Raw genomic sequence first — 16,566 nt, 5'->3', positions numbered from 1 at the left:
GATTTATGCCAAAGAGCTTAAAGTGTCTGAAACCATTGTGTTCATATCGCGGGTTGGCGACCAATCAAGCTTTGCCTTTGCCTTAGAAATATCTGCTATGAGTACAGCTGGATCACCAGCACGGCGAGGGGAATCAACAAAAGGAATATTGGTCCCAGTAGCAGCACTTGCTGCGGCCACAACTTCGCGGACTGAATAACCAGAGCCACTTCCGAGGTTATAAATCTCGTGACCTGGATTTCCTAAAGACTGTAGGGCCTTGATATGAGCATCGATTAAATCAATAACATGCACGTAGTCACGAATACATGTGCCATCTGCTGTTGGCCAATCTGTTCCAAAAATCTTTACTGGATTATCGGCTGTGCTGCGCAAAACATTTGGGATCAAATGAGTCTCTGGGTTGTGACGTTCTGCCAACCATCCGCGCTCTGCCTTTAAAGCGCCAGCAACATTGAAGTAGCGCAATGATGCCGCTGAAATTCCACGGGCAGCAGCTTCAGCGGTGATCATGTGATCAATTGCGAGCTTTGTTGCACCATAAGGATTTGTAGGTTTTGTTTCAGAGCTTTCAAGAATTGGAACAACCTTTGGCTCGCCGTATGTTGCAGCAGATGATGAGAAAACAATCTTTGTGATTGATTGCTTGTGCATCTCGTCAAGCAAAATACGGGTTCCATCAACATTTACTGAGTGATACAGATCTGGCTTTTCAACAGATTCGCCCACTAGAGATTTTCCGGCAAAGTGCATAACCGCATCGCAACCTTCAAGTGCACTAGCTACATCTGTGGAGTTCAGGAGAGAGCCTTGGACAAAGCGCACACCTGCAGGCACCGTGTCAGCATGACCCATACTGCAATCATCTAATATCGAAATTTCATAACCCTGCGTCAATAAAATATCAACAGCGGTAGATCCGATATAGCCAGTTCCGCCAGTAACTAATACGCGCATTACAAAACAACCTCTCGCAACTGTGCTGCGGATTGCTCTGGGCGCATATCCATGATGAAGGCACCCATTGCAGATTCAGATCCTGCTAAATACTTAAGCTTTCCAGGTGCGCGACGCACACTGGTGATTTGCCAATGTAGTCGCATGACATCGCGTCCAATTCGAACAGGTGCTTGATGCCAAGCAGCGATGTACGCCATTTCAATTCCAAAAACACCATCTAAACGTCGAGTGACTTCTAATGCGATCTCTGGAAAAGCATCACGGTCAGCATCGGTTAATCCCGTTAGGTCTGCAACTGGATTGAGGGGAGTTATGTGAATTTCAAATGGATATCGCGCAGCATATGGAACGTAAGCGATCCAGCGATCATTCTTGGCAATGATTCTTTCATTGTCACGAATCTCGCGGGCCACGATCTCGTCAAACAAAACTTTTCCGGTCTGTTCCTTGTACTTGTTTGCTGCAGCTAACATCTTTTCAACGCGTGGTGGAATGTATGAATAGGCGTAAATCTGGCCATGTGGGTGAGACAGAGTTACACCGATCTCTTCACCACGGTTTTCAAAGGGAGCAATATGTTCAATAAAGCTCTCTTGGGATAGTTCAGTTGTGCGATCAATCCATGCCTCAAGCAATGTGCGTACTCGTTGAGGCGTTAAATCTTTGAAAGCATTTCCGTGCTCTGCGGTAAAGCAAATAACTTCACACTTTCCTGCAGCGGTGCCTAAATCTGTATCTGGACCAACCATGTCGGGAAGCGCCCAATCACCAACTGGTGGACGCAATGATGGTGATCGGTTATCGAAAACAACAACTTCAAAATCCGACTCTGGTATTTCAGTAAGTAGTTCACCTGTGGTCGGACACAGCGGGCATAACTCCTTTGGGGGCAAGAAGATGCGACCTTGGCGGTGCGCTGCCATGGCAACCCATTCGTTAACTAATGGATCTAGTCGAAGTTCTCCGATACCGGGTTGTTCTTCTTGTGGGCGAGCATCTTCGATGGTTCGGGCTTGGCCAGCGGTGTCGTAGTAACGAATTGTGCGGCCATCAGCCATCTGGCGATCATTTCTGATGACGCCAGCCTTTAGTTTTTTACTCTCACCCATAGTGTCGTTACTCTACCTTTGTGAGTAAGCAATCTGCACTATTGAGCGCACCTTCTTCATCGCTGTTGCTCGAAGTTGTCGATGGAGCCCTAGTAATTCAACATTGGGGCGCACCTTTATCTGGAGATCTTGCTTCTGCGCAGAGTGCTATTCGCCCATCTATTGCAAACAGCTCATGGGATGTTCCGCAGTTTCCAGGAATTATGCGAGAGAGCTCGCGAGGTTTTCTAGGTCGCCCAACAGTTTCTGGACATCGCAATGGAAAAGCTTGGTCAACTAAGTTTGAGGTTTCAAACTTTCACCATGTCGGTAACCATGTCGCGATCACCTTTACCGATTTTCATGCGCAGCTTGAAGTAGTAAATACATTTGATTTAGATGTACATGGTGTTTTGCAACAACGAGCGACGCTCAAGAATTTAGGCGATGCTGACTACTCACTCAATGAATACATTCATTGGTTACCACTTCCTAAAGAAGCAACACAGACTTTGGATTTTGCAGGTCGTTGGTCAAATGAGCGCAACCCTCAACGCAAAGAGATTGCTACTGGTACTTGGATTCGTGAATCTCGCGAAGGTCGTAGCGGACATAACTTTTCAATTGCAGATATTGCACTAACTGCACAAACTAGTTTCCACAATGGAAATGCTTGGGCAACTAGCATTGCTTGGAGCGGAAACTCTCAGTACTTGGTTGAAAAACTATTTGATGGCTCTCAATCAATTGGTGCCGGAGAATTACTACTCCCAGGTGAAGTAATTTTGGCCTCAGGTGAGAGCTATGAAGCTCCCGCTCTCATTTCAGTCTTTTCTTCAAAAGGACTAGATGGAGTTGCAGCTTCTTATCATCAGTACTTACGAGCACGCGAAGTTCATCCAAAGCGTCCACGTCCATTAACCCTGAACATGTGGGAAGCACTGTACTTTGATCATGATGAAGTAAAGATTAAAGCGCTCATTGATGTCGCAGCTGAAATTGGAATTGAACGTGTAGTTCTAGATGATGGCTGGTTCCACTCACGCCGAGATGATCGAGCAGGACTTGGAGATTGGGTCATTGATCCAGCGGTCTGGCCCAACGGGTTATCTCCGATCATTCAATACATCAATGACAAGGGAATTGAGTTTGGCCTGTGGTTTGAAGGCGAGATGGTCAATCCAGATTCAGATCTATATCGTGCACACCCTGAATGGATTTTGCATGAAGGTGATCGAACCCCACCATTGTGGCGTCATCAATTAGTTCTTGATTTGGGTCATGAAGGTGCTTTCAACCATGTGCTGGAGCAAACTTCAGCGGTGTTGGGTGCGCACAACATTGCCTACATAAAGTGGGATCACAATCGAGTTCTTGTTGATGCCGGACACCTTGGCAGTGCAGGTGTGCATCGACAGACACAAGCTATTTACAAATTATTTGCTGAGTTAAAGCAACGACATCCAGGTCTGGAAATTGAATCATGTGCATCAGGTGGTGCTCGAATCGATCTTGGAGTAATTGATTTAGTTGATCGCTTCTGGACTAGCGATAACAATGATGCACTTGAGCGTCAAACAATTCAGCGCTGGACCGCACAAGTGATCGCACCCGAGCTACTGGGTACACATATTGGACCAACTCATGGACATCAAACAGGCCGCACTTTAGAGCTTTCAATGCGTGCAACTACGGCACTCTTTGGCCACGCAGGAATTGAATGGAACATCACAGAGGCAACCGCTGAAGAGCGCAAGCATCTTGCTTCATGGGCTAAGTACTACAAGGAGAACCGAGCGCACCTGCATTCAGGAATGATGGTTCGCGTTGATTATCCTGAAGCTCATGCATATGTGCATGGTGTAACTGCACATGATTTATCGCGAGCGATTTTTGCTTATGTTCAATTAACTCCAACTGTGTCAATTCACCCATCACCTATTAAGTTCCCAGATTTAGATCCTGCAGCAACATATTCGGTGAAAGCGGTTTTCCCAGCCGGCAAACCACGTTTTATGTTGATTACGCCTCCTGAATGGATGAGCGGAATTCAACTCTCTGGTTCGGCGTTAGCTGCTATTGGTGTGACTGCGCCGATTCTTGCGCCTGCTAACGCCTTCTTAATTGAAGTTACAAAGCTTTAATCAACCCAGTTAAGGGTCTTTTCAACAGCTTTCTTCCAGCCTGCATAACCAGTTGCACGTTGTTCTGGTGTGCTAGTTGCACTCCAACGACGAGATTGCTGCCATTGCTTTCGCACTTCATCAGTTGAACTCCAGAAACCAACGGCAAGACCTGCAGCATATGCAGCACCTAGTGCGGTTGTTTCACCGATTAATGGGCGAGTGATATCAATTCCCATTACATCTGCCTGCATCTGCATACACAAAGAGTTTGCAGTAATTCCGCCATCAACCTTCATCTCTTTCATTGGGACGCCACTATCGGCGACCATCGCATCCATAACATCGCGCGTTTGGTAGCAGATTGCTTCTAGCGCAGCACGTGCAAGATGAGCTTTAGTTGCAGCGCGAGTTAAACCAACAATTACGCCACGTGCATCGCTGCGCCAGTAAGGAGCAAACAATCCAGAAAATGCAGGTACGAAGTAAATACCTGCTGTATCTGTAACTGATGAGGCGAGACCTTCCGTTTCTGCAGCATTAGTAATGATTCCAAGTTGATCACGCAACCATTGAATTGCAGATCCTGTGACCGCAACTGATCCTTCTAGTGCGTAATGCGCAGGTTGGTCACCTAACTTAAAACAGACAGTTGTTAGCAATCCATTTTTAGAACGGACAATCTCTGTTCCGGTGTTGAGCAATGCAAAGTTTCCGGTGCCGTATGTAGTCTTTGATTCACCACGATCAAAACACACCTGTCCTACCATCGCTGCTTGTTGGTCTCCCAAAATTCCAGCGATAGGAACCGCAGTTCCAAATGGACCGTGTGGATCTGTCAGCGCATACTTTTCTGATGAAGATTTGATTACGGGTAGTGCAGAACGCGATACCCCAAATATATTAAGTAATTCATCATCCCAATCAAGGGTTTCAAGGTTCATTAATAAGGTTCGACTTGCATTAGTTACATCAGTTGCATGTACGCCGCCGCGCACTCCGCCGGAAAGATTCCACAAAAGCCATGAATCGATAGTTCCAAAACGTGCAGTTGCAGAACTTGCTGCTGGAACATTCTTGAGGAACCAACTCATCTTGCTGCCTGCAAAGTAGGGAGCGATTGTCAGTCCAGTCTTGTGGCGGATGCTCTTTTTCTGTTCTTCAGTGAGCGTTGCCAAGAAATCAGTGGTTCGGGTGTCCTGCCACACGATCGCGTTAGAAAGTGGCTGACCGGTTTCGACATCCCACACGACCGTGGTTTCTCGTTGATTTGTTAATCCAATCGCTGCTAAATCTGATCCCAGAATATTTGCTTGCTTCAACGCACCTGTAATTACCTCTTGGACCCGCTCCCAAATCTCAGCGGCATCATGTTCTACCCATCCTGCTTGCGGAAGTATTTGGCGATGCTCCAATTGATGTTGACCTACAACCTGGCCAGAGTGATCAAAGATCATGAATCGAGTACTACTGGTTCCTTGATCCAAGCTGCCGATATAAGCCACGATGCACAAAACCTCTCGCTGTAAGTTAGGCTTAGCGTACTCAGTCAGTACGGAGATGCAACGCTTATGTTCTTGTCACAACTTGGTCCAGACCAGCGTGACTCTGCCATCTCACAATTAGCCTCAGATCAGTTCGACATTCTCGTCATCGGCGGGGGAGTTACGGGCGTAGGAGCGGCTTTAGATGCTGCATCACGCGGTCTCAAGGTTGCACTCATTGAGGCTCAAGATATTGCTGCAGGAACTTCTAGCCGATCAAGTAAGTTGATTCACGGCGGACTTCGCTATCTTGAACAATACGATTTCAAATTAGTTCGCGAAGCTTTGCACGAACGCGAGTTAATGGTTTCAACTTTATGTCCTCATCTTGTTAAGCCAGTTGGTTTCTTATTTCCACTGACTGAAAAGTTTAAAGAACGCACATACGTTGGCGCAGGGTTAGCTCTATACGATGCACTTCGCGGATTTCAGCGCGCGTTGCCATGGCATAAGCACCTAAGTCAAAAGCAGATTAATGAAATTGCACCATCGCTTCGCCATGACATTGTTACTGGTGCGATCAAATACTTTGATGCACAGGTAGATGATGCCCGCCACACAATGTCTGTTGCACGCACCGCTGTACGTCACGGTGCGATTATCGCAACTCGAGTTACCGCCGAATCACTTATTCGCGAAGGAAAGCGTGTTGTTGGCGTGAATGCTCGCGATCTTGAATCAGGAAAGAAGATTGCAATTAAGGCAGGCGCCACAGTTATGTGTGCTGGTATCTGGAGCGATGAACTGCATGAAAACTTTGGTTTAACTCCGGGCTATGGCGTAACCATGAGCAAGGGTGTTCACATTGTTATGCCTGGCTCTGCAATAAAGTCAGATGCCGGAATCATTTTGAAGACTCCTGTATCAGTGTTGTTCTTAATCCCATGGGGAGACAAGTGGATTGTTGGAACAACTGATACGCCATACGAAGGCGATCGCGCAGAACCATTTGCTTCACGTGAAGATGTTCAGTACATCTTGGATCAAGCAAACAGGGTGCTAGAGCCAAAACTTAAGGCTGAGGAAATAATTGGCGTTTATGCAGGATTGCGCCCACTTGTTGCAAATAAAAAGAGTGCAACGACCACCAAACTTTCTCGCGAACACACAGTGGACCGTCCTGCTGCAGGCTTTGTTTCAATCGCCGGAGGAAAGTACACGACCTACCGCGTCATGGGTAAGGATGCGATTGATCGCGCAGTTATTGAACTTCGTCGCCTAACTCAAGAATCAGTTACCGAAAAGCTTCCCTTAGTTGGAGCAGATGGCTACTTTGCTTTGGAACAACAAAAGGAACGAATCGCGACAGAATCTGGTCTTGAAGTAGAAACAGTTACCCACTTACTGAATCGATATGGCTCACTCATCAGCGAGATTCTAGAAATGATTGCGGAACAACCTAAGTTGGCTAAGAAGTTAGCTGCCGATCTTCCCTATATCAAGGCTGAAATTGTGTATGCCGCAAGCCATGAAGGTGCGCGCACAGTTGATGATGTTATTTCTCGTCGCACACGCTTGGCCTTTGAAGCGCAGGAACATGGTGTTCATTTAGCTGATGAGGTTGCCTCATTAATTGCACCAGTGCTTGGTTGGAGCGCAAAAGACAAGAAGCAATCTGTTGCAGATTATGAAGCTTTGGTAGATCGTGAATTAGAAGCCTTAGATCAGATGCTCGAGGTTAATTCTTAATCTGACCGCGGCAGCCATCGCTTGTTGGCTTCTTCGTAGCTGTTGGTGAAGGCGTTGGCTTTGGAGTTGGTGTTGGACCTTGTGCAACTGTAAATGTCACAGGAAATGTTGAATCTGCATGTGTGCCAGAAACATCTTGATATAAAACCTTACCGATGTAACTTCCTGCAGGAACGCCTTTAATTGCCAACGTCCACACGCCACTTGTTTCACGCAAAATAGTTTGCACAGGCCTTGGATCTGGGACTGTGGTTTTATCAAATACTAATTTCACTCCACCAGTTACAACAGGAGAACCATTTGGGCGTACTACGGATACCTTGAAGGTCACTAATTTATTTGTAGTCGATGCAGATTGATCAAGCACTGTAAGCGTTGATGGCTCTTGCGAAGGCATTAAATCAACGACAGTGGGCGACCAGGTTCCTTTTGCTAGATCCAAAAATGCATATGGAGTTCCGCGGAAAATATTGAGATCTAAACGTGAACCAGGTACTCCGTACTTATCTGCAATGCCGCACGAGGTGTACTGCCATACCGTCCATTGCGAATCACAATTCGCACCCGTCCACGAGTGCACGTAGCAACCGCCAACCTTGATACCAGGTTGATTGATTGGATTTGCTGGATCAATTGCATATTGCGCCAACCACAATGGATATTGAGTTAACTCGCTGGATCTGACCATAGATCCCTCAAGGAAGTTTGCATATGAGTAAAGAATTGGTGTTCGGCCAGTTTTTTCCTTAACAGACGCCAAGAAAGTCGTAGCCCATAAAGTTACAGCGCTTCGAGTTGCATACTTTTGACAAGCACCTGAAGTTGAAAGACGCACACACTTATTCTCGAGATCTAAAGCGTAAGGAAGATCCTTTTCCCCATAACCACCTAGGGATGCTAAACGCCAGACCACCTTTTGTGCCTGAGCTAAAGCATCCTTCTTAATATCTTCAGGATCGGTTACATCAGGTAAAACTGCGTAATGATAAAAACCTGTATAAATTCCGGCAGCTTGTGCCGCGTTGTGATCCATCGCAGCGTATTTCACAGCAAGTTGGTCTGCAGAGTCGCGGGTATCAGAGGCTTTGATGAAAACAAAGCGAAGACCAGCTGCATACATCTTTGCGAAATCAATTTGGGCATCATTGGGATGTTGCCAGCGACTTATATCTGCACCGTGAATACGACCACCAGGTCCAAGCAGATCGATAAACAAGGCAGGATCTACATTGGAAATCTCGGGAAGTTGTTTGATTTCAATGCCACGAATAGGGGAGTAAATACTCTTTCCTGAAACAACTGCCACTGCGCGATATCGCACCTTTGCTTCAAGCGCAGTTGCAAGTGCAGTTACACGCCACGTTCCAACCTTTGATACTTTGGTAGAAAATCTAGTTGTCGTCCACTTTCCAGCGGTATCAACCTGAATAGTTACAGTTGTTCCAGATTTAGTTGGCTTTAAACTTCCGTACAAAGTTACAAGAACTTCAGATGCGCTAGGTGTCTGCCTTAAATTCATGGTTAGTGATGAGGCAACAGCAGTCGCCGGAGAAATGAAGAGCGAGAGCGCCAACGAAGAAACTAAGGCGATGATTTTGAATTTCATCGCTCAACGATCTCCACTTCGATTCCTAAGACTTCGGAAATAGTTTGGATTAAATCCGCCTTCAAATTTGGACGTGTTTCAGAGTATTCGTGGGAGGTAGCAAACTTACGGCTATCGGAAAAATCTAAGGTGAGAGTATTTCCATCGAGTTCGCTCAGGCGTGCATCAAAGTATGCGATCCATGCGATGCGATTCTTCGCCTCGAGGGCATCCAAAACCTCGTTCCACCGCGACCTGATCTGCCCTAGCTCCATAGCGGCAAAGATTACCTGTGCGAGATTAGAGAACAGGCTTGCTAGTGCCTAGGCGCGCCAATCCATTTAAAGTATTCGCCAACTAGTTGAACTCTCATGTTCTTTCCGCGATCGGGTTGCACATTCAACACTTGTGCAATTCGAGAAACTATCTGTTCCACCGATTTTTCACTGACAAATCTGACCCTGCTTATCTCAGCATTTGTTAAGCCATTAGCAACTAGCCGTAAAGTTTCAATCTGAATATCTGTTAATTGAGACATCATGTTCTGGAGCGCTTTTTCATGTAAAGAAACAGTTCCATTTACCCAAGTAACTGGAGATTCGGCGGCGAGCTCTCTAGATTCGGTAATAATTTCGCATAATGCGGCAACACTATTCATGGACTTCTTGATAACTATTTTGGTGCCATGAGGAACATGAGAGTTATTTTCGCCAAGTAGCCGTAAATCTGCGCAGGCAACCAACATCACGATTCCAATTGTGGGAGATTCCTTGCGAATCTTTTGGGCTATTCCAATTGAGTGTTCTTCTGTTAAATGCATATCGATGAGTAAGACATTTGGTTGCATGCTTCTCATTAAGGAAATAGCGGTGGATTCTTTTCGTGCTTCACCGATAACGTTGGTGCCATGAAGCTTTAAAGCCGCACCCATAGTAGATAGTTCAAAAGCATCGTCCATGACGATTAAAACTCGATCGCTCACATTGCAAAGTTACGCTTGCATGCAGCTAATTGACACCATTGTGAGAGTGAATTGAGAGATGGCATTTCATAGGGGTTACCCCGTATGCAGATTACTTAATGAGCTGAGTGATAACTCTCGGGATGAATTCAATAATTGCCTCGGCATTTATTGGTCCACCATTCGAAGCGGTCTCGGCCGCACGTGCGTGAATCAGCGCACCTGTTGCGGCAACATATGCCAAATGGTTGTAATCATTAAGAATTTCAACAGTATTGGTAGCAACTAGTGCTCCAATAATTCCTGCTAAAACATCACCTGTTCCAGCAGTAGCAAGCCATGGCGTTGCAACAGGAAGTTGAATCAACACAGAGTCATTTGCTACATATGTCGTTGAGCCCTTGAGCAATACGGTAACGCCTAACGTGTCGGCAGCTTCCTGTACCCATTTCTTGGAATCGCCTTCAATTGCCTCTGGCGATACAAGAACTCCACGAGCGATCATCAATTTGGAAAGTTCTCCGCTATGAGGGGTAATGAGTGTTGGTTGTTCTAAAGATCCTGCTAAATGAAGTGCGCCTGCATCTAAAACAGTTGGGACTGATTGCAACGTTGTGAGTTTGTACCAACGATGACGAAGCCAGGTAGTTATATCTGCATACTTTTTTACTTCAATTCCGCTTCCGACAAGCCAGGCAGTTACTTTGCCTGGTTGAACAACAACAGAAGGTGTTGAGTGCAAAACAAGGTGAGCCAGACCTGAAGAGCTGTGAAAGCGAATCATTCCTAATCCAGTTGCAGAAGCTGCAGAAGTTGAAAGAACTGCAGCACCCGGAAAACGTGCTGAACCTGTTATTACTCCAAGAACTCCGCGACTGTACTTATGATCTAAATCTGAAGGGGTGATAATGCACTTTGCTGCATCTTTTGCGGTCCATTTCTTAAGTGATCTAGTCATAATTCAAGCCTATCTCTTTTAATTTGCGGGCACACACAGAGCAACCCATACTTAGGCGTCGTCATACTTAACACAGGGGGAAATCATGGATGGAAAGTGCCCAGTTGCTCATGGTGCAATCACTCACGGAGCCGAGACAAATACCTACGTGTATCCAAACGCCCTCAACCTAGACATATTGCATCAACATGATCGCAAGACAAATCCCCTCGGAGAAGATTTTGATTACCGTGAAGCGGTCAAGACCCTAGATGTCGCTGCTTTGAAAAAGGATCTGCATCAATTTATGACGCAGACGCAAGAGTGGTGGCCAGCAGACTGGGGTCACTACGGCGGATTAATGATTCGTATGGCGTGGCACTCTGCAGGTACATACCGAGTTGCAGATGGACGTGGCGGCGCAGGCACCGGCAGCTTTAGATTCTCACCACTAAATTCTTGGCCAGATAACGGCAACCTAGATAAGGCTCGACGTTTGCTGTGGCCGATTAAGCAAAAGTACGGAAACAAATTGAGTTGGGCCGATCTATTTATTTTGGCCGGAACAATCGCTTACGAAAGCATGGGGCTTAAGACTTTTGGTTTCGCCTTCGGACGTGAAGATGTGTGGCACCCAGAAAAAGATATTTACTGGGGACCTGAAGCAGAATTAATGATGGCAAGTGATGAGCGATATGCAGACACCACAAATGCTGCATCTCTTGAAAACCCATTAGCCGCAGTGCAGATGGGTCTGATCTATGTCAACCCTGAAGGTATTAACGGAGTTTCAAATCCACTGTTGACCGCTCAACATGTTCGCGAAACCTTTGCGCGCATGGCGATGAATGACGAAGAGACTGTCGCGCTTACTGCAGGTGGACACACTGTAGGTAAAGCACATGGAAATGGTGATGCCTCTCTACTCGGTGCATCTCCAGAGGCGGCAGATATCTTTGAACAAGGTTTGGGGTGGAACAACCACTCAAAGCGCGGCGTTGGTCGCAATACTGTGACTAGCGGAATAGAAGGTGCTTGGACTAGTGAGCCAACAAAGTGGGATTCCGGTTATTTTGAGATGCTCTTTAAACATGAATGGGCACTTGTTAAGTCACCAGCTGGTGCGCACCAATGGGAGCCAACAAATATTCAAGAAGCAGATAAGCCAGTAGATGTTGAAGACTCATCAATTCGTTATAACCCAATGATGACTGATGCAGATATGGCGATGATCAAAGATCCAATCTATTTAGAAATTTCAAAGAAGTTTCACGAAAATCCAGCCTTGCTCGATGATGCATTTGCTCGCGCTTGGTTTAAGTTAACCCACCGCGACATGGGTCCAAAGGTTCGTTACATCGGACCAGATGTTCCTCAAGAAGATTTGATTTGGCAGGATCCAATTCCTGCAGGCACAACTTCTTATGATGTTGCAGCAGTAAAAGCAAAGATTGAAGCAACTGGTCTGACTGTTTCAGAGTTAGTTGCTACTGCATGGGATAGCGCACGTACTTTCCGTGGGTCAGATCTTCGTGGTGGTGCAAATGGCTCTCGAATTCGTTTAGAACCTGCACGTAATTGGGAGGGTAATGAACCTGCACGCTTGAACAAGGTTTTGGCTGTTCTTGAACCAATCGCCAAGGAATCCGGCGCAAGCATCGCCGATGTAATTGTTTTAGCTGGAAACATTGGAGTTGAAAAAGCAGCAGCTGCAGCAGGTGTAAAGATTGCAGTTCCATTTGCTCCAGGTCGCGGTGATGCAACGCAAGAGCAGACCGATGTAAATAGCTATAAAGTCTTAGAGCCAATTCACGATGGTTTCCGTAACTGGGTTCAAAAGAGTTATGTAGTGTCCCCAGAAGAGTTGCTTCTAGATCGTGCACAGTTGATGGGGCTAACAGCTCCTGAAATGACAGTACTGATGGGTGGAATGCGCGTGCTTGGAACAAACCATGCAGGCACTTCACATGGAGTATTTACAAAGAATGTTGGAGCACTTACAACTGACTTCTTTGTGAACCTAACCGATATGAAATATGTATGGGAGCCGACAGGGGAGAACCTTTACAACATCCGCGATCGCAAGACCGGTGCTGTTGATTGGACCGCAACTCGCGTAGATCTAGTCTTTGGTTCAAACTCAATTCTTCGCTCATACTCTGAGGTCTATGCACAAAACGATAACAAGGAAAAGTTTGTTAGGGATTTTGTTGCTGCTTGGACCAAGGTGATGAACGCAGATCGTTTCGATCTGAAGTAATATATATATCGAAGTGGGGCGGGTCGGGCTCGAACCGACGACGACGGAATTATGAGTTCCGGGCTCTAACCAACTGAGCTACCGCCCCTTGCGTGCTGAACTTTACTGCAGTTTTTTGTCGCGTTGGAATCCTCTGCGACCCCAGAACTCCCACATGCCCATTACTGAAAGCACTAAGGCAAAACCAAAGAGCAGATCTTCTAATGGTGCTGCAGCGATCCGAATTCCGATTATTGAGTTAGGGTCATACATAACGATCGCCTTGCCATCACTTCTGTTGTGGGTCAACCACCAATTTGTTAAAAGTTGGAAGGGCAAAATGATCATGTAAGAGAGCCAAAATGCAAGACGTGTAAGCAACGAGTTCTTGAAAAGAAAAAGATCAACCATGATTGAAATACCGAAAGCTGCAATTGCAATATCGCTATAAATCATTACTTCTCATCCTTCCCGAACTCTTTTTCGCGCAGATGAGGTTTAACAGTTGTAACACCTTCAATGGTCAGGATTGCTGCCATTGGAACAACGATGAAGAATAAAAACTCTTCAAGCGGAATATCAAACGGACCATAAATCCCGAGCATTCGATCACGATTAAAGAACCAGTGCCCTTGAGCGATCGCATACGCATCCCAAATGAGAAACAAGGTGCTAACAGGAAGAATGCTCAGCAACGCTCGTTTCCAGCGGCGCACAACGCTTGTCTTTAGAAAAAACTCAAGCCAAAAAGAGCCACAAACTGTGAAGGCGAGCATCGCCATGTAGCCAAATTTTTGCACAACAGATCCTCTCACAACTGCCTTTGATAGGGTTGCCGAAAACGGGGGTGACATGCAGGAAAACGCGGTAAGACTATTTAACAAGGTGCGAAACTTCTCTAGCGCCGCTGTTGCTGCCGCCATTTTTCTCTCAATACTGTTTTCAGGTTTACTAGGTAAAGAGTCGATGGGTTGGCAGATTTCTTTTGCCATCGTCGCGCTTGCAATTGGAATTCCTCATGGGGCGTTAGATCACCTGATTACCTTGCCCAAGAATGAACCAAAGAAGATGGCTTTGTTTGTCCTCATCTATGTGGCGGTAGCGGTCGTTGCTGTAATCGGAATTTTGAAGTTCAACATAATCGGTTTCATCTTAGTTTTGCTTATGAGCGCAGTACATTTTGGAATTGGTGATGCCGCATTTATTAACGAAATAGATAAGCGATCAAGCGCCAGAGCAAAACTTCTGAGATTCTTTTATATCCCAGCAGCTGGGTTTACACCTGTATTTATTCCACTTGTTAATTCTGCTAGCACCGATGCACTTGCCAAGGTGAACTCTTCATTAATCAATTGGCATCAAGGTCTTGATCAAGAAATTTTGGTAGTGGTTACATCTTTTGCTGTGATTTCAGTTGTGGCCTTGCTAATAACTCGCAGAGTACGAGAAGCAATTGATCTGATGTTATTACTGGCACTTGCACTATTTACGCCGCCACTAATCGCATTTGCTGTGTATTTCGGATGCTGGCATGCGATGCGACATACAGCCCGACTTACCTTGTCGTTACCGCTTACTAAGCAGAATCTCAGTGAAGGAAAGATGAATAAAGCCTTTTTGAACGCTGTCATTCCTGGATTGCCAGCACTTGTTGGAACCTTTGCAGTTGCTGGGGGATTAGCTTTAAGCGGTAAAGATTTCACCGATGAGTTCTTCTGGATGGCACTAGTTGTTGTGTGGGCGCTCACTGTTCCTCATATGGCGGTTACCGCTAAATTGGATAAAGCAGCACTAGCCTAATCACATGAAGTTAAAGGCATTAATGCTCACTGTGATTTTCTCTGGTGCAACTCTTGTACCGGCAAATGCTGCTCCTGTTTATCTCTTCCCGGTTGCAGATTGCGCGGTTAATTACGCACGTGCACATCATGATTATGCGGCAACAGATATTTTGACTAAAGCTGGTTGTAAATTCATCGCACCGATTGATGGAGTTGTAGATGAAGTAAACCGCACAGATTTGTGGAGCGGTAAAACTAATCTTGGAATTGATCGTGGCGGCCTATATGTATCAATCATTGGAACAGATGGAGTGCGATATTACGGCTCGCATCTACGGTCAATTCCATCAAGCATTCAACCTGGAGTTTCAGTTAAAGCTGGAAGAGTTCTGGGAGCCGTTGGTGCTACAGGTAGTGCGCGAGGAACTGCGCCACACCTTCATTTTGGAATTTCTTGGCCAACACCTGTAGATATTTGGTGGGTTCGTCGTGGTGAAGTATTGCCTTGGAAGTATTTAGATGCGTGGAAAGCTGGAAAAGATTTATCTCCAGTTAAAGAAGTAAATGCCCGCAAGTTAAAGGTCGGCGAAATTCCTCCGCTTCCTAAGAAGTGAAATAAAAAAACCCCGCCAGTTACCCGGCGGGGTTTTTTAATAGTTAGTGTTGATTAGGCAGGGTTTACTGCATCAGCCTGAGGACCCTTTGGACCCTGTACGACCTCAAATGAAACTGCCTGACCCTCTTCAAGGGACTTGTAACCGTTACCCTGGATTGCTGAGTAGTGAACAAAAACATCTTGTCCGCCGCCATCAACCGCAATGAAACCGAAACCCTTTTCAGAGTTGAACCACTTAACTGTGCCTGTTGCCATGTATTTATTTTCCTTCGATATGTGGGTGATTCGAGAAATCCTCGACTCACGGTCTTCCTCTTGCTCCAGCGATACCGATTATGCAAAACATGAAACGGGTACTGATTAAGCGTCCGACTGAGGTCAACTGTACCGCCTACCGCCCCGTATGCCTAAAGGCGGAGTAGACAGTTTTAGGCTCACTGGTGTCTAATTGAGGTGTTCGACAAGCAAGTTTGGTCGCAAATGCCGCTGGGGAAGGTCGCATTTGGCGCACCTTGCTAGGAGAACCATGGAACGTTTAACCACGCCTTCAAACCGTCAGCAGGTTCGAGGTTTCTTAACTATTCACTCAGCACCATCTGCTCTGCGTCATCACATTGATTGGGCGATCCAAGGGGTGCTTGGAAACTGGATAAAGCTGTCATGGAATCCGCAACCGCTTATGCCCGGAACCTTTCGCACACAACTCGAGTATCGATCTGAACAAGGTTCAGCAGCAAAGATCGCATCTGTGTTGCGAAGTTGGCATTACTTAAATTTTGAAGTGATTGAAGGAAGCGAAACTGGGGGAGAGTTATTTAGATTTACTCCAGAACTTGGAATTCATCGTTCAATCGTTGATCAGTCAGGTGCCGTGCTTCTTAATGAAAATCAAATTACCTCCTTGCTTGCTACAGCTTTTGATGAGGAAAATATTCGCGAAGGAATTGCAGCATTAATGGGAAGTTCATGGGAGTTAGAGTTAGAGCGGTTCAGGAGTGTTGACCTTCAAGAACTACCACGACTTCACGCAATCTAGTCGCTAA

The 16,566-nt window shown here is 46.0% G+C and carries 16 protein-coding genes and 1 tRNA gene; 6 read left to right on the top strand and 11 right to left on the bottom strand.

Features of this window, described 5'->3' with window-relative positions:
• Nucleotides 1-3: 3 nt before the first annotated feature.
• A complete protein-coding gene (galE, locus tag AC8GFU_RS05040; RefSeq protein ID WP_506626055.1) occupies nt 4-957 on the bottom strand; it encodes a UDP-glucose 4-epimerase GalE in 954 nt (317 codons plus the stop codon).
• Nucleotides 957-2,069 carry a galactose-1-phosphate uridylyltransferase gene (gene galT / locus AC8GFU_RS05035; RefSeq protein ID WP_506626054.1) on the bottom strand — a complete coding sequence of 371 codons (1,113 nt, stop codon included), beginning with the start codon at nt 2,067-2,069 and terminating at the stop codon, nt 957-959. The genes galE and galT overlap by 1 nt, the downstream gene beginning before the upstream one ends.
• 20 nt (nt 2,070-2,089) lie before the next feature.
• On the opposite strand from galT, the gene AC8GFU_RS05030 reads away from it, so the two are divergent.
• Complete coding sequence (locus tag AC8GFU_RS05030) at nt 2,090-4,192, top strand: alpha-galactosidase (protein ID WP_506626053.1); 2,103 nt, start codon at nt 2,090-2,092, stop codon at nt 4,190-4,192.
• Here the strand turns inward: AC8GFU_RS05030 and glpK are convergent.
• A complete protein-coding gene (glpK, locus tag AC8GFU_RS05025) occupies nt 4,189-5,679 on the bottom strand; it encodes a glycerol kinase GlpK (protein WP_506627171.1) in 1,491 nt (496 codons plus the stop codon). The two genes, AC8GFU_RS05030 and glpK, sit on opposite strands and share 4 nt — an antisense overlap.
• A 63-nt stretch (nt 5,680-5,742) precedes the next feature.
• Here glpK and AC8GFU_RS05020 point away from each other — a divergent pair, with 63 nt between their 5' ends.
• Complete coding sequence (locus AC8GFU_RS05020; RefSeq protein WP_506626052.1) at nt 5,743-7,404, top strand: glycerol-3-phosphate dehydrogenase/oxidase; 1,662 nt, start codon at nt 5,743-5,745, stop codon at nt 7,402-7,404.
• On the opposite strand, the gene AC8GFU_RS05015 is transcribed toward AC8GFU_RS05020, so the two are convergent.
• From AC8GFU_RS05015 to AC8GFU_RS05000, 4 genes are all read right to left on the bottom strand, one after another.
• Nucleotides 7,394-9,010 (bottom strand): glycoside hydrolase family 25 protein, encoded by a 1,617-nt coding sequence (locus tag AC8GFU_RS05015; RefSeq protein ID WP_506626051.1) that lies wholly within the window; start codon nt 9,008-9,010, stop codon nt 7,394-7,396. The genes AC8GFU_RS05020 and AC8GFU_RS05015 overlap by 11 nt on opposite strands.
• Nucleotides 9,007-9,264 (bottom strand): hypothetical protein, encoded by a 258-nt coding sequence (locus tag AC8GFU_RS05010; RefSeq protein WP_506626050.1) that lies wholly within the window; start codon nt 9,262-9,264, stop codon nt 9,007-9,009. The genes AC8GFU_RS05015 and AC8GFU_RS05010 overlap by 4 nt, the downstream gene beginning before the upstream one ends.
• 41 nt (nt 9,265-9,305) lie before the next feature.
• The gene (locus AC8GFU_RS05005; RefSeq protein ID WP_506626049.1) at nt 9,306-9,971 is read right to left on the bottom strand and encodes a response regulator transcription factor; all 666 of its coding nucleotides are present in this window, start codon (nt 9,969-9,971) and stop codon (nt 9,306-9,308) included.
• Between the two features lie 91 nt (nt 9,972-10,062).
• Nucleotides 10,063-10,908, bottom strand: a complete 846-nt coding sequence (locus tag AC8GFU_RS05000) for an ADP-dependent NAD(P)H-hydrate dehydratase (RefSeq protein ID WP_506626048.1) — start codon at nt 10,906-10,908, stop codon at nt 10,063-10,065.
• An 85-nt stretch (nt 10,909-10,993) separates the two neighbouring features.
• On the opposite strand from AC8GFU_RS05000, the gene katG reads away from it, so the two are divergent.
• Nucleotides 10,994-13,147, top strand: a complete 2,154-nt coding sequence (gene katG / locus AC8GFU_RS04995; RefSeq protein WP_506626047.1) for a catalase/peroxidase HPI — start codon at nt 10,994-10,996, stop codon at nt 13,145-13,147.
• 14 nt (nt 13,148-13,161) lie between these two features.
• Here the strand turns inward: katG and AC8GFU_RS04990 are convergent.
• The 3 genes from AC8GFU_RS04990 to AC8GFU_RS04980 form a co-directional block, all read right to left on the bottom strand.
• A tRNA-Ile gene (locus tag AC8GFU_RS04990) sits at nt 13,162-13,235 on the bottom strand.
• Nucleotides 13,236-13,249: 14 nt separating this feature from the next.
• Nucleotides 13,250-13,582, bottom strand: coding sequence for a lycopene cyclase domain-containing protein (locus AC8GFU_RS04985; RefSeq protein ID WP_506626046.1), 333 nt, complete (start codon nt 13,580-13,582; stop codon nt 13,250-13,252).
• Nucleotides 13,582-14,118, bottom strand: coding sequence for a lycopene cyclase domain-containing protein (locus tag AC8GFU_RS04980; RefSeq protein WP_506626045.1), 537 nt, complete (start codon nt 14,116-14,118; stop codon nt 13,582-13,584). The genes AC8GFU_RS04985 and AC8GFU_RS04980 overlap by 1 nt, the downstream gene beginning before the upstream one ends.
• On the opposite strand from AC8GFU_RS04980, the gene AC8GFU_RS04975 reads away from it, so the two are divergent.
• Together AC8GFU_RS04975 and AC8GFU_RS04970 are read left to right on the top strand one after the other, a co-directional pair.
• Entirely contained in the window at nt 14,093-14,926 is an 834-nt protein-coding gene (locus AC8GFU_RS04975; RefSeq protein ID WP_506626044.1) for a Brp/Blh family beta-carotene 15,15'-dioxygenase, read from the top strand. The genes AC8GFU_RS04980 and AC8GFU_RS04975 overlap by 26 nt on opposite strands.
• A 4-nt stretch (nt 14,927-14,930) precedes the next feature.
• On the top strand, nt 14,931-15,521 hold the full coding sequence (locus tag AC8GFU_RS04970; protein ID WP_506626043.1) for a M23 family metallopeptidase: 591 nt from the start codon (nt 14,931-14,933) through the stop codon (nt 15,519-15,521).
• A 53-nt stretch (nt 15,522-15,574) separates the two neighbouring features.
• Here the strand turns inward: AC8GFU_RS04970 and AC8GFU_RS04965 are convergent, their stop codons facing one another.
• A complete protein-coding gene (locus AC8GFU_RS04965; RefSeq protein WP_017956305.1) occupies nt 15,575-15,778 on the bottom strand; it encodes a cold-shock protein in 204 nt (67 codons plus the stop codon).
• Nucleotides 15,779-16,049: 271 nt separating this feature from the next.
• Between AC8GFU_RS04965 and AC8GFU_RS04960 the strand changes: the two genes are divergently transcribed.
• Nucleotides 16,050-16,559 carry a DUF3145 family protein gene (locus AC8GFU_RS04960; RefSeq protein WP_506626042.1) on the top strand — a complete coding sequence of 170 codons (510 nt, stop codon included), beginning with the start codon at nt 16,050-16,052 and terminating at the stop codon, nt 16,557-16,559.
• Nucleotides 16,560-16,566 lie beyond the last annotated feature (7 nt).

This window comes from Planktophila warneckei (SeqCode), from assembly GCF_965234675.1.
Taxonomy (GTDB): Bacteria; Actinomycetota; Actinomycetes; order Nanopelagicales; family Nanopelagicaceae; genus Planktophila; species Planktophila warneckei.
Note: the sequence above shows the minus strand (reverse complement) of the source record. Positions and strands in the feature narration are given on the sequence as shown.

Bases quoted from the DNA above. Each gene is read 5' to 3' on its own strand.
- AC8GFU_RS05015 (WP_506626051.1), bottom strand. From the start codon at position 9,010: ATGAAATTCAAAATCATCGCCTTAGTTTCTTCGTTGGCGCTCTCGCTC.
- AC8GFU_RS05020 (WP_506626052.1), top strand. From the start codon at position 5,743: ATGTTCTTGTCACAACTTGGTCCAGACCAGCGTGACTCTGCCATCTCA.
- AC8GFU_RS05010 (WP_506626050.1), bottom strand. From the start codon at position 9,264: ATGGAGCTAGGGCAGATCAGGTCGCGGTGGAACGAGGTTTTGGATGCC.
- AC8GFU_RS04980 (WP_506626045.1), bottom strand. From the start codon at position 14,118: ATGGCAAAAGAAATCTGCCAACCCATCGACTCTTTACCTAGTAAACCT.
- AC8GFU_RS04975 (WP_506626044.1), top strand. From the start codon at position 14,093: ATGGGTTGGCAGATTTCTTTTGCCATCGTCGCGCTTGCAATTGGAATT.
- AC8GFU_RS05000 (WP_506626048.1), bottom strand. From the start codon at position 10,908: ATGACTAGATCACTTAAGAAATGGACCGCAAAAGATGCAGCAAAGTGC.
- AC8GFU_RS04970 (WP_506626043.1), top strand. From the start codon at position 14,931: ATGAAGTTAAAGGCATTAATGCTCACTGTGATTTTCTCTGGTGCAACT.
- AC8GFU_RS04985 (WP_506626046.1), bottom strand. From the start codon at position 13,582: ATGATTTATAGCGATATTGCAATTGCAGCTTTCGGTATTTCAATCATG.
- katG (WP_506626047.1), top strand. From the start codon at position 10,994: ATGGATGGAAAGTGCCCAGTTGCTCATGGTGCAATCACTCACGGAGCC.
- AC8GFU_RS04960 (WP_506626042.1), top strand. From the start codon at position 16,050: ATGGAACGTTTAACCACGCCTTCAAACCGTCAGCAGGTTCGAGGTTTC.
- galT (WP_506626054.1), bottom strand. From the start codon at position 2,069: ATGGGTGAGAGTAAAAAACTAAAGGCTGGCGTCATCAGAAATGATCGC.
- AC8GFU_RS04965 (WP_017956305.1), bottom strand. From the start codon at position 15,778: ATGGCAACAGGCACAGTTAAGTGGTTCAACTCTGAAAAGGGTTTCGGT.
- galE (WP_506626055.1), bottom strand. From the start codon at position 957: ATGCGCGTATTAGTTACTGGCGGAACTGGCTATATCGGATCTACCGCT.